This is a genomic window from Pandoraea communis (assembly GCF_902459745.1).
In the GTDB taxonomy this organism is placed as follows: Bacteria; Pseudomonadota; Gammaproteobacteria; order Burkholderiales; family Burkholderiaceae; genus Pandoraea; species Pandoraea communis.
Genome location: NZ_CABPSJ010000007.1, coordinates 130,372 through 142,779, shown reverse-complemented (window position 1 = coordinate 142,779; position 12,408 = coordinate 130,372). Strand labels below are relative to the sequence as shown.

At 62.5% G+C, this 12,408-nt stretch carries 12 protein-coding genes; 4 read left to right on the top strand and 8 right to left on the bottom strand.

Going from position 1 to position 12,408, the window contains the following annotated elements; all coding sequences use genetic code 11:
- Window positions 1-76: 76 nt before the first annotated feature.
- Window positions 77-679, top strand: coding sequence for a DUF2239 family protein (locus PCO31110_RS22220; RefSeq protein WP_281350644.1), 603 nt, complete (start codon window positions 77-79; stop codon window positions 677-679).
- 174 nt (window positions 680-853) lie between these two features.
- A complete protein-coding gene (locus PCO31110_RS22215) occupies window positions 854-2,311 on the top strand; it encodes an MATE family efflux transporter (RefSeq protein ID WP_217427292.1) in 1,458 nt (485 codons plus the stop codon).
- Here PCO31110_RS22215 and PCO31110_RS22210 read toward each other — a convergent pair.
- Window positions 2,209-3,423 carry an MFS transporter gene (locus tag PCO31110_RS22210; protein ID WP_150691398.1) on the bottom strand — a complete coding sequence of 405 codons (1,215 nt, stop codon included), beginning with the start codon at window positions 3,421-3,423 and terminating at the stop codon, window positions 2,209-2,211. The genes PCO31110_RS22215 and PCO31110_RS22210 overlap by 103 nt on opposite strands.
- Before the next feature lie 11 nt (window positions 3,424-3,434).
- On the opposite strand from PCO31110_RS22210, the gene PCO31110_RS22205 reads away from it, so the two are divergent.
- Window positions 3,435-3,830: a hypothetical protein gene (locus PCO31110_RS22205; RefSeq protein ID WP_150691397.1), complete on the top strand. Its 396-nt coding sequence runs from the start codon at window positions 3,435-3,437 to the stop codon at window positions 3,828-3,830.
- Between the two features lie 45 nt (window positions 3,831-3,875).
- Here PCO31110_RS22205 and PCO31110_RS22200 read toward each other — a convergent pair whose 3' ends face one another.
- From PCO31110_RS22200 to PCO31110_RS22175, 7 genes are all read right to left on the bottom strand, one after another.
- Entirely contained in the window at window positions 3,876-4,118 is a 243-nt protein-coding gene (locus PCO31110_RS22200) for a ChaB family protein (protein WP_010807871.1), read from the bottom strand.
- A gap of 101 nt (window positions 4,119-4,219) precedes the next feature.
- Window positions 4,220-4,375: a DUF3309 family protein gene (locus tag PCO31110_RS22195; protein ID WP_010807870.1), complete on the bottom strand. Its 156-nt coding sequence runs from the start codon at window positions 4,373-4,375 to the stop codon at window positions 4,220-4,222.
- 300 nt (window positions 4,376-4,675) lie between these two features.
- The gene (locus PCO31110_RS26190; protein ID WP_010807869.1) at window positions 4,676-4,807 is read right to left on the bottom strand and encodes a hypothetical protein; all 132 of its coding nucleotides are present in this window, start codon (window positions 4,805-4,807) and stop codon (window positions 4,676-4,678) included.
- A 67-nt stretch (window positions 4,808-4,874) separates the two neighbouring features.
- Window positions 4,875-5,234, bottom strand: coding sequence for a BON domain-containing protein (locus tag PCO31110_RS22190; RefSeq protein ID WP_010807868.1), 360 nt, complete (start codon window positions 5,232-5,234; stop codon window positions 4,875-4,877).
- A 222-nt stretch (window positions 5,235-5,456) separates the two neighbouring features.
- Complete coding sequence (locus PCO31110_RS22185; RefSeq protein ID WP_010807867.1) at window positions 5,457-6,200, bottom strand: BON domain-containing protein; 744 nt, start codon at window positions 6,198-6,200, stop codon at window positions 5,457-5,459.
- Window positions 6,201-6,603: 403 nt separating this feature from the next.
- Window positions 6,604-8,109 carry a DUF2252 domain-containing protein gene (locus tag PCO31110_RS22180; RefSeq protein WP_150691396.1) on the bottom strand — a complete coding sequence of 502 codons (1,506 nt, stop codon included), beginning with the start codon at window positions 8,107-8,109 and terminating at the stop codon, window positions 6,604-6,606.
- Window positions 8,099-9,868, bottom strand: coding sequence for a mechanosensitive ion channel family protein (locus PCO31110_RS22175; protein ID WP_081636137.1), 1,770 nt, complete (start codon window positions 9,866-9,868; stop codon window positions 8,099-8,101). Before PCO31110_RS22175 ends, PCO31110_RS22180 begins: the two co-directional genes overlap by 11 nt.
- 399 nt (window positions 9,869-10,267) lie before the next feature.
- Between PCO31110_RS22175 and PCO31110_RS22170 the strand changes: the two genes are divergently transcribed.
- Window positions 10,268-12,388 (top strand): putative bifunctional diguanylate cyclase/phosphodiesterase, encoded by a 2,121-nt coding sequence (locus tag PCO31110_RS22170; protein WP_010807864.1) that lies wholly within the window; start codon window positions 10,268-10,270, stop codon window positions 12,386-12,388.
- The last annotated feature ends 20 nt before the right edge of the window (window positions 12,389-12,408 follow it).

Sequence of the window (12,408 nt, the reverse complement as noted above, 5' to 3'; positions counted from 1 at the left end):
ATAATATTGAAATTCGAATAACATCCGGGTAATATTCGCCGGTACCGACATACGCCTATCGCTACCGGAGTCTGCTGTGCTTGCCAATTCCCTTGGATATACCGTCTTTCGCGACATGCGTCGTATCGCGTCGGGCTCGCTCGCCGACGCGGCCATCGCCTATCAGCAGGCGATGATTGCCGACCCGCACGCCTCGGTGCTGATTTTCGACAACCTGACCGGAGACACGCGCGACGTCGATGTGCGCGGCTCGGCCGCCGACATACGGGCGAGATACCCCGCATCGGCCGCAGCCGTCGCTGCATCCGATGTGCCTGCCGTCAAAGGACGAGGCCGCCCCAAGCTTGGCGTCGTGGCGCGTGAAGTCACCTTGTTGCCGCGTCATTGGGATTGGCTGGCCGCGCAGCCTGGCGGCGCATCCGTCGTCTTGCGCAAGCTGGTGGACGAAGCACGCCGCAAGCATGCCGGACGGGATCTGCTGCGCCGCGCACAGGAGCGGGCCTATCACTTCATGTCGACTATTGCAGGTGATCTGCCCGACTTCGAAGAAGCGTCGCGTGCCCTCTTTGCGCAGGATCTCGACGCGCTTGGCGCACGAATTGCCGGTTGGCCCGAAGACGTACGCACGCATTTGCTGCGACTGACATCCACGGACGATCTGGCCGACGACGCCGCATAAGGCAACTATGGGACCGTTTAAGACCCGCTAAACAGGGGCGCGCGCAGCGCCCCGACTCCCTGATTTCCATGCTCACCGGGCGGACCGCCGCACCGGACGGGCACCGCTTTGCCTGTTGCTTTTGCCGCAGCTTCGCATATGCCCCGTTCACAACCCGACCAAGAACTTCACACCATGACGCAACCCACTTCCGCGCCACCCACTCCACCCACTCCACCCGCTCCACCCGCGCCGCCCCGCCCGCTCTGGCGCACATGGCTCATGATTGCCGGGCCGATGATGCTGACCAACGCGCTTCAGTCCATTGCGGGCACCGTCGACGGCATATATCTCGGCCATCTCATCGGCACCGACGCTATCGCTGCGGTCTCGGCATTCTTTCCCGTTTTCTTCTTTCTGCTCGCTGTCGTGATCGGGCTGTCTGCTGGCGCGACGGTGATGATCGGGCAGGCATGGGGCGCGCGGGATCTGATCCGGGTGCGGAACATCGCAGGCACGGCCCTCATGATGATGTTCGTGGCAGGTGTCGTCATCAGCGTGCTCGGCGGTCTGTTCGCCGAGCCGCTCATGCGCGGGCTCGGTACACCCGCGAGCGTGTTCGATGCCGCAACCCTTTACGCGCGCTGGATGCTTGTCGGCATGCCGATCGTGTTCCTGCTCTGGCTGACGACATCCATGAGCCGTGGTACGGGCGACGCCGTCTCACCGCTCTTCACCCTGCTGATTGCCACGTTGCTTTCGCTTGGTTTCACGCCGGCGTTCATCTTTGGCTGGGGACCGTTTCCCCGGCTCGGCGTAGCCAGCGCCGCCGCCTCGACACTGCTCGCATTCAGCATTGCGCTGTTGTGGATGGCGGCCTGCTGGCGTCGTCAAGGACACCCGCTCGCGCCCGATCAAGCGTTGTGGCGTGCCGTTCGCTGGAACCCGGCGCTGGCGCGTGGCATTCTGCGCATCGGCGTCCCGGCTGCTATGCAGATGCTTACGATGGCCATCGCCGAGATGGCATTGCTCGGCATGGTCAATCGCCACGGCGCGAACGCCACGGCAGCCTACGGGGCGGTCACGCAAGTGATGAGCTGGTTGCAGCTTCCCGTGATGACGCTTGGCGTCACCGCATCGATTCTGTGTGCACACGCCATCGGCGCGGGCCGCAGCGAACGCGTCGGCGCCATCGTACGTACCGGCTTTCTCTGCAATCTGGGATTGACGGGGAGTCTGATCGTCCTGGTGTGTCTGGCGGCTCCGACGATCATGCGCGGGTTTCTGACCGACCCGGACGTGCTGACGCTTGCCACCCATCTGCTCTATATCGTGGCCTGGAGCACACTGTTCATGGGGATGACAGCGATCATGGTCGGCGCCATGCGCGCGAGCGGAAAGGTATGGATACCCATGCTTCTGGGCGTTGCCGGACTACTGGGCATCGAAGTGCCCGCTGCATGGGGCTTCGAGCGGATCGCCGGACTCACTGGAATCTGGTGGGCGTATCCGCTCGCGTTCATCGCCATGTGGGCAATGCAGGGCCTGTGTTACCGGGCCTTCCGGCGGGCGTCGTGCCGCGCCCAGAGGAACATCGCCATACCGGCGCAGGACAGCAGAACACCGACCCAACCGGTCGACGTCCAGCCGTAGCCTGCAGAAATCGCCACGCCGCCGAGCCAGGCGCCAGCGGCGTTGGCCATATTGAACGCCGAATGATTGAGCGCCGCCGCTAGTGTCTGCGCTTCCCCTGCAACATCCATCAGTCGAATCTGCAAAGCCGGGCCGATGATGATGATGGTGCCGATGGCAAGCACGTTAATGCCGGCCAGCCACGGGTTCGACGCCGTGAACGTGAACGCCCCGAGCAGGAACGCCGACCAGATCAGCGTGCCGCCGATGGCCCGCATGAGTGAGGCGGCCGCCACCAGACGCGGCCCCACGATGGTGCCTGCCACCATACCAACGCCAAACAGCGCAAGGTAGAACGGCACCCAGGCTTCGGGAACACCGGCCACTTGCATAAGCGTCGGCTTGATATAGCTGAACACCGCGAACATGCCACCGAAGCCGATCGCACCGATACCCAACGTAAGCCACACCTGCGAGTTGCGTAGCGCATTCAATTCGCGCAATGGGCTTGCACCGTGAGGTGCCGGGGCATTCGGCACCCAGCGCCACACCATGACAGCCGTGATCGTACCAATGATGCCGACGAGCACAAACGCCGCACGCCAGCCAAGCCACTGACCAAGACCCGCGGCCAATGGCACACCGAAAAGCGTGGCGAGCGTCAGACCCAGCATGACCTGCCCCACGGCATGCACGCGCCGATGTGGCGGCACGAGCGACGCCCCGACCAGCGCGGCGACACCGAAATAGGTGCCGTGCGGCAAACCGCTCAGGAAACGCAACACAATCAGTGCAATGTAGCTCGGGGCAAGCGCGCTCGCCAGATTACCGATGGCAAACATCGCCATGAGCGCGATCAGAAAGGCGCGACGCGGCAGACGCACGCCAAGCACGGCGAGCAACGGTGCACCGATCACGACACCCAGTGCATAGGTGCTGATCGCATGGCCAGCTTGCGGAATCGTGATGTTCAGACCATGGGCAACATCGGGCAGCAAACCCATGATGACGAACTCGCCCGTTCCGATACCGAAGCCGCCCATGGCAAGCGCCACGAACGAGAGCCAGACGGGAATGGACGACTGAGGCAAGGCTTCGGCAGCCTCAGCAGGCAGGACTTGGGGGGCACTCATCGGAATTCGGAATGACAGCCGGTGCGGGACTGAAGGTATACGCAACGACCAGCGACAAAGGAAAACGGCATCGGGCGCTGCATATTCTGGCGATGTCGATCCATCGAGGCAGCCCCGTTCAAGGATGGCGATTTTACGCCAACCCGATTACTCCTGCAGCGCATGCGCCGCAACGCAACATCATCAAAACCTCACCATTGCGTAAGATTTCACTCGAAACGGCAGTTCGTGCCTTGCGTTGCAATATGTCTGCAACGACAACGCCGGGCGCACCTTTCCAACGCGCCCATAAAAAAACCGGCCCAAGTAGGTGGGCCGGTAATCTACGGTTGCACTCCGGACGCGGGGACCGGCGGCAACTGTACTGGGGGTCGGCGGTGAACGGCGTCTTTCCTGTGCACGGCTGACAATGGATATCGCCTTCGCATCCGCGCCGTTCCCCGAATTGTCGATCAGTGGTGCGACTTCTTCGTGTCCCATTGACCGGACTTTTCATCCTTTTCGTAGGTCTTCTTCACGGCGGCCCAGGCAACTTTGTGTGCAGTCTCTTCCCGCGATTCATGACCACGACGTTCGCCGGGATCGCGGTACTCATCCCAGGCAGAATTGAACGCCTCGAGGTAAATCTCCTGTGCATGCGCCGGCAAGTGATCCTTGACGCTTGCCGGTAGATCGTGAGTCTGACGATAAGGCATGGTGGTGTCTCCTTGCACACGGCCCGCCCGATGTCAGGTGGGAACCGTTGGTAAAACTTCGGTCATACCGGCGGATTGCGCCAGGCACAGCGCCGCCGGCGTCAGATACGCCCCAAGAGCAAAAGTACCAGCACGATTATCACCACCAGTCCGATGCCACCGGACGGGTAGTAGCCCCATCCGCGACTATGCGGCCACGCGGGTATCGCGCCGATCAACAACAGAATCAAAACAATCAACAAGATGGTGCCAAGCATGACTCTCCTCCCTTGCCGATCCGGCCGCTAATCGTGCGAGCACGCCTGAACGGTCATGATCCGCACATTGCCACTTACACCGGCAACGTAAGCGGCAGTTATTCCACTGGAGGGTCCAGTGGTTTGTCAGGCGGGGGGACCGGCGTCGGTTCGTCCTCATCGGGAGGCGGCAACTTCGGCGGCGGTATCCCAGGCGGCTTGCCTGGGTCGTAAGGCTCAGGCAGGTGCGCATACAGGCGAGGAGCCCGCGTCAGCCGGCAGATTTCAATTGGGCTCGGCATGAACGAGGTCTCTCGCGGCTCAATGCCAATACGGGTCGACGGTGTAATACGTATGCACCTGCTCGGCCCAATGCAGGTCGGCCATACTCGGCCAGCAATCTTTGTCGAATCCTGGCGCCTTTCTGAGCGCATCCTTCTCGATGCCCATCATGATGGTCTCCTTCGTCCAGTGACGTCGAGGCGTGAGAACACACGCCCTCGACATGACGAAATCCGAGTTACTTCATTACCTTGATGTCGTCCTTGACGTCGACCACACCGTCAACGCCCTTGACCGTATCCACAATGAGGGTTCGTTGCGCCGACTGCGGTACCGAGCCGGTCAGATGCACCACACCATGACGCGTAGTCACGTGGATCTTGGTCGACGGCACGTCCTTCTTGGCGAGTAGCTCAGCCTTGATCTTGGCGGTAAGCGCCGAATCGTCGATCTTGCGGCCGGCATCGCTCATGACGCCGCTGGCGCTTGCGTTATCGGCGATCTTGATGATCCCGCCCTGATCGAGGGCGTGTGCGGCAAGGCCCGTCGTTGCAAGTGCACCGGCCATGACAAGTTTGAGCAGATTCGATTGTTTCATTGTTGATCTCCCGAGAATTAGCCGTCACATCGGCGGCATTGCCGCCTTGGACATCACCTCTCGCACGCCTCACGTGCGGTGCCCCTGCGACGACCGGGTCATTGGCGACACATCTCCTCGCTGGGAGATGCCCGATCCTGCCTTTTTCGCCAGCCCCCGAAGCGTGTGTCTTTCGACAACACGGGCCGGGTGGTCGGATGTCCCGTACCGCAGTGTTACCTGTCATATCTTGTGACCTTCCTGACTTTCGCCCGGACGGCTCATCGCCTTATCGCGACGCTCGTGTAACCGGTTGTCCACGCCGCTCACACCGGGGACTTTCGAGACGACCGTCTGCACCACATGCTTCATCCAGCGCTCGGGAACATAACCCGTGAGCAACACCAGTCCCGAAGCCACCGTGACGTCGACATGCGATACCTCGAGGTCGCGTGCTTCGGACAACGCCTCGCGGACATCGTTACGAACCGCGACGTCGGCAGACGACGGGCCACGCGAGCGGGCATGGACGGTGGCGTTTGCCGTCTCTTGCGGCCTGCCCCGCACGCCTGCATTCGCGTGACCTTGCTCGTCGCCATCGCGGCCCCGGCTCCCTGTGGCCCACTCGGCCTCGCCTGACATCGTTTTGCCTTCGGTGTCTCGGGGGTTCCGTACCGTCTCAACCCCTTCCGTGCCTTCCGGCCAATCGACCCGCAAAGACTGCGACGGACGCTCCGGGTCAGAGGCACCAAGCCATGCCGGGTCGCTCTGCTTTTGCGCATGCAACGTCTGTGCACCACGGGTGGCCGACTGCCGGGCTGCATGCTTTTGGGCATCCGCATCGCCTTCCGAGGCGGGCGGCGGCTGCGCGCCAATCGTCTCGGCGTCACCGTCTTCATGCGTCAGTGCGTGCTGCTCGTACTGCTCCCCTGTGTCCGCCGTCTGGTCCTGCGACGACTTCCGCGTTGGGGGGATGCGCTTCGCCATGCCAACCTCCTCGACTGCCGTCCGTGCTGTTGCGACTGGCACCGGTCTTGTTGAAATTGATTGTAGATAGCCGGTTTCATCCGGCGAATCGGCGAAATCTGAAAGATGTGTAGGCGGACGCTGGCAAACGGCACAACGTCGATTCGACGTCGATTCTCACGTTAAGAATTCACATGAAAATCAATGCCTTGCAGTGAATTTCGAAAGCAATCTGCGAGGATGAAACGTGGCATCTGCACGAGGATTACGTACATATGCCGCCTAATACATCGGACAATTCCTACGAATTACCCGTTTAGCACCGTGTCGCGGCACCAATGCGGCGCGTGCTCGCCACCGATGCATTGGCGTGCGCCAAAGCCCTCCTCTCAGTCCTCGGAGTGCCTTGGCGGGATGCCCCCCTTCATGCCATGAAATCCGCGGCCATGTCGGCATCGGTGCGAGCTTCGAGCCGCCCGTCGCGGCACGCCTTGCGAAACACCTCGTAATCGCGCTCGACCTGATCGGCGTAATCCGTCGCGTAACGGGTCAACGCCTCACCAAGACGGATGCCCTTGCCCACGTAACCGACCAGCTCCGCGGCGCACCCGCCGGCTTTGGCGTGGGCACGCGCCAGCACCCACCCGCAAAGGCCCGCATATTCCCGGAAACCGTCGGCCCGGAACAGCTCGAACTGCGCGGATATCTTCATATCGCGTAGTTGGCGTCCGTAAATGCAGCGGCCGAACGGGCCGGAACCCCAGCCGAGAAAGGCGTCGGACGCCGCCTGCATGAGTCGCTGGCCTTCGACCACGCGGCGTCCGTCATGCTTGGGCGTGACGTTCCTGAAGAAACGCGAGACGACCGACCTGGACGCCTCCTTGAATTGCAGAAACAGCGGTTGCTCATGGGTATCCATCATGAGCAACACCAGACACCGTGTGCCGACGCTGCCAACGCCCACGACCTTGAACGCCAGATCCTCCTGCGTATAGTTCGCCAGCATACGGGCGCGATCGGGTGACAGCGAATCCACATAGCTCTTGTACACGGGGGCGAACAGCTTGCGCCAGTCGCCCAGCCCAAGCCAGTCGTCTTCCGGACCGAACAGCGTCGTCGCCCCGTGGACGTGGAAGACCGTGGGCGGCGCGTCGCGAATCTGCCAGTGATCGCCGACGTGCTGGGCGAACTTGGGCAACACGTTTTCATGCGTGCGCCCGCTTGCTCGTGCAATGCCGCGTTTGACGCCCTCGCGCACGCGCTCGGTCTGGGCAAGGCCGAGCATGCGCTCGAACGTGACTTGCTCATGCCATAGCGCGATGGTCGGCATGTGAGCGTACTCGTCCAGACGCCGCGCATAGGAGTTCACGGCAGTACGCACCATCTCGACACCCAGGGTGTCGCCAAAGCCGAACTGCCGGGCGGCGAGCACCAGGCTCGCGCATAGACGCTTCAGATCCCACTCCCAGGGGCCGGGTGCGGTCTCGTCGAAATCGTTCAGATCGAAGATCAGCGTGCGCTCCGGCGTGGCGAACCCGCCGAAGTTGGCCAGATGGCAGTCTCCGCAAATCTGCATGGTCAGGCCGGTATTCGGGGTGCCCGCAAGATCGTGCGCCTGCACGATGGCACTGCCCCGGTAGAACGCAAAGGGTGAGGCCAGCATGCGCCCATAGCGCAATGGAACAAGCGCGCCAACGCGCCCATCGCTGCTCGTGCGCAGCAGTTCGATGATGTCCCGATCAGTATTCCCGAGGCGGGCATGACTGCCCCGAGGCGTTTTCTCTCGCAGCTTTCGTCCAACGGCGACACGGGTTTCAAACGGCACCACCGGCACGGGCAGCGTATCGGCATCGAGCGACGGCGTGGAAGCAGAAGACGCAGTGGCACTCACTTTGGACGACGCAGACGCAGGCAACGATTTAGCGGGCATGACCAGCTCCTTGTTCTTGCGATGCAGCAGGTGACACAGACGCCGGTGGACGCTCGCCCGCCGGAGCGCGAGCAGGTGCCGGATACCAGTGTTCCGGAGGGATGGTGAGCGACGAATCCGGTTGCTTTTGGAAGTGCGGCGACATGATCTGAACGCCGTAACGGTTGAAGACGTCCTGAATGTTCTCGTGCAGCGCCGAGAGCGCGGCAAAGTGTGTTGACGGGTCTCGCAACGTGGCGAAGATCTCATACTCGGCGTAGAAGTCCGACAAGGCGCGTTGCAGGACATACGGCGCCGGCTGGGGGGCGACCTGCGGCGTGTGTCCTGCGGCTTCGATCAGCATGGCATGAACCTGCCGCCACGGGGTGTCGTAGCCGATGGTGAGCGTCGTGCTGAGGGCGACGGCTCGCTCGTGGCCCTGCGCCGAGAAATTACGCACCGTCGACGCGACAACCACCGCGTTCGGAATGGTCAGCGACTGCTCCGCCAGATTGACGATCTTCACCGAGAGCGCATCGACGCTCACAACCACACCCGTCGCATCGCCGATCGAAACAAGATCGCCCTTTTTCAGCGCACGACTGTAGATCACGACCATCCCGCTCATCAACTGGTTGACGATACCGCTCGAGCCCAATGTCACCATCAGACCCAGCAACACGGACAGCCCCTTGAAGACGTCGCTCTGTGCACCCGGCATATAAGGATAGGCAAAGGTGATCGCCAGCCCCCACAACACCACGGAGACCACACGCCGCGTGGCCCCGGCCGTCTCGGGATGCATGCCGGGAATGGTCAGACGCCCGCTCTGCACCGCATCGAACACGTTGTTGATGAGGCTTTGCAGCGCGCGTGTCAGCAGAAAGATGACGATGACCGTCATGACCCCCGGGATGGAAGCGGCAACCCCGATCCCGAAACGGTCGACCAGCGTCCACAGAAAGGCCGATAGCCGCCCAGCCATCGGCTGACTGGCCGGGAACTGCATGAGCACGAAAATCAGGTACAGATAGCCGAAGGCCAGTGCCAGACACACGGCGCCGATCTGAACGATCTGATGGACGAGGTGGACCGCCGAGCCGGTCCAGTCGAAAGTGCGCGCAGTGCGCTGCAAAATGCGTTTCTCGAAGGCGCTTTGCAGGCGCACCTCCAGTCGGGTCCGCATACGGCCGATGCTGATCAGGAGCATCGCAAGCACGACCAGGGCGAGCGCGCTGAGGGCAACACCACGCAGGATGGTCGGCCAATGCAGTTGTTCGCGACGGGCAGCGAAGGCCACTTGCAGGCGTTTTTGAGCGTCCTCGGCGGCAGCGTCGAGCGTGCGCGGGTCGCCCGGCGCGAGGTCGTCTGCGGTCATCGCGAAAAGAATCCGGTCCTGAACGCGGAAGGCCACACCTGAGACGCTGCCCAGCGAGGCCCGCAACACGTCGACCGGGGCGTCGAAGGCGCTGGTCGGCAGGCTCTCGAGCACCGACTGCGCCCGCGCCGCACGCACGGCCGGCGTGGCGCCGCCGATGACGCCGCGAAACGTCACGACGGGACGGTCCATGAAGCGCAGTTCGACGCCATCCTGAGCATCGGTGGCAGAAGCGCCACTCTCAGGGGAGACCGCCCCTGACGCGCTACTGCCCCGGCTTGCCGAGTCTGCGCCCCCGGTCGAGGCAGAAGCGGCAGACGTTGCTGCCATCGCCGGAAGCCCCGGCGCCATTGTCATTCCACATACCACCAACACTTGCAACAGCCACATGCGAATGCGCATAGCACAGCTCCAGCGGGCAAATTGACCACCAAGATTGACGCAGTGCGAGGAATTCCGACGGAAATCAGGCAAAATCGAGGGCTGCCGTATTATTCCCCCGCCTGCTCCCTAGTTCGTGCCCTCGATTTCGTGGTCCGAAGGGTCGCCACCGGCACGTTGCACGCGAAACGCCACGAGGGCGCCCATCGCCGAGAACGTTCGCCGGAGCGGGTATGGACGGATTATTCACCATGGCATCAGCACTGTCGAGCATTGGCGCGATGTGCGCGGACATCGGCCGATTCCCGGCTCCCGTCGCATTGGGCGCAGTGCGTTGTCGGAAAAATTCCGACACCACCCTCAACTATTGGCCACCCATGCCGATAACCAGTTAAGCGGGACTTTTCGGTTGGTTTTCATATGTCCAGTTCGTACAGTGGTTGGCTTGTTGCGTTATCGCTTGCGGTTGCAGTGCTCGCGTCGTTCACGGCGCTCGACCTTTCGGGTCGCATCTACCTCCTGACTCACCGTGGCATGCGTCACGCGTGGCTTGCCGTGGGCGCTGCTGCCATGGGTATCGGCATTTGGTCCATGCACTTCATCGGCATGCTTGCCTTGTCGCTGTCGCCCTCGTGGTCGCCACTGACATCGACGACCACCATCCCGCTGGGCTATGACCCCGGCATCACGGCAGGCTCTCTCGGCATTGCCATCGCCATTTCCTGGGCGGCGCTCTGGCTGATTGCCGATGAACGCTGTTCCAGGTGGCGGCTGGGCTGTGCCGGCATCACGCTCGGCCTCGGTATCGCTGCCATGCACTACAGCGGCATGGCAGCGATGAAAATGAATCCTGATATCGAATATGATCCGGGACTCTTTGCGGCGTCGATTCTGATCGCGATTGCCGCAGCCACCGCCGCACTGTGGATCGCCCGGACGCTGCGCGACGGCAGTCTGCGCTATGTCTTGGCCAAGCGAGTCGGTGCCGCCGTCGTCATGGGGGGGGCCATCACGGCGATGCACTTCACCGGCATGGCGGCCGCCAACTTTACGCCGGGCGCCATTTGCGGTGCAGCCGGCGGCGTCAGTTCGCCGTGGCTGGTGACGACCATCAGTCTGTTCACCTTCCTGATTCTCGTCACCACGTTGCTCGTCTCGCGCCTCGACGCCCGCACCAGCTTCCTTGCCAACTCCGTGCTGCAACTGAACACGCAGATCGCCCGCATGGCGACTTACGATGCGTTGACCGATCTGCCCAACCGCCGCGCCCTGCACGACGCAGCAGCCCGCATGCTCATCAACTCGCGTCGCGACCAGCGCCGTTTCGCCGTGCTCTTCATGGATCTGGACGGCTTCAAGACCATCAACGATTCGCTCGGCCACAACGTGGGCGACGACGTCCTTCGCGCCTTCGCCAAGCGCCTTCGCAAGAATGTGAACGGCGACGACCTGGTTGCCCGTCTGGGCGGCGACGAGTTCGTCGTGTTGCTCGGGTCTTTGTCGTCACCGGAGGTTGCAGGACGTGTGGCACAACGTCTGCTCGACGATATGCGCGACGGATTGCGTGTCGGCGACCAATCGCTGCACGTCGTGCCCAGCATTGGCGTGGCCCTCTTCCCGGAAGATGGCGACAGCATCGACATGCTGCTCAAGCATGCCGACACCGCCATGTACGAAGCCAAGCGCGCCGGACGCGGCATCTACCGCTACTTCGAGCCGCGCATGAATGCTGCCGCCCAACGCACCTGGGAAATCCAGCAGGCACTGCACGACGCGCAGAACGAACAATATTTCTCACTGCACTTCCAGCCGAAATACCGCGGCGACACCGAAGCACTGGCTGGCGCCGAAGCGCTGCTGCGTCTGGCGCATCCGACCTTCGGAGACCTGCAACCGGTCGACTTCATACCGGTGGCGGAACGCACCGGCCAGATCGTCCAGATCGGCTATTGGGTCGTGCGCGCCACCTGCCAGCACATCAGGGAATGGGACGCCGCCGGTCTTCCCCCGGTCAAGGTCGCGATCAACCTCTCACCGCGCCAGATGGCGCAGTCGTCGCTGGTGGAGAACATTGTTCAGATCGTGAACGAGGTGGGAATCGCACACGACCGGCTCATGTTCGAAATCACCGAGACGGTGGCAATGTTCGACGCCCAGCACACCATCGACGTGATCCGCGCGTTTCAGGATCACGGCTTCGAAGTGGCGATTGACGATTTCGGCACGGGATATTCGAGTCTCGCGTATTTGCAGCGCTTCCGCGTCAAGCAGTTGAAGATGGACCGATTCTTCACGAACGGGCTCGACACCTGCGGCCACGAAGGCAGCGCCGTCGTGTCGGCGATCATTGCGCTGGCGCACTCGCTCGATATGGACGTGGTGGCCGAGGGCGTCGAGACGGCCTCGCAGCGCGAGGCGCTCAAGACACTCGATTGCGACGAACTGCAAGGTTTCCTGCTTGGCAAACCGCTCACGGGCGATGCGTTCGCCCGGCTGCTTGCGTCATTGCCGGGGGTACCCGACACACCGGCGATGGCCTGAATCGCCTGAGTCACGCGCCC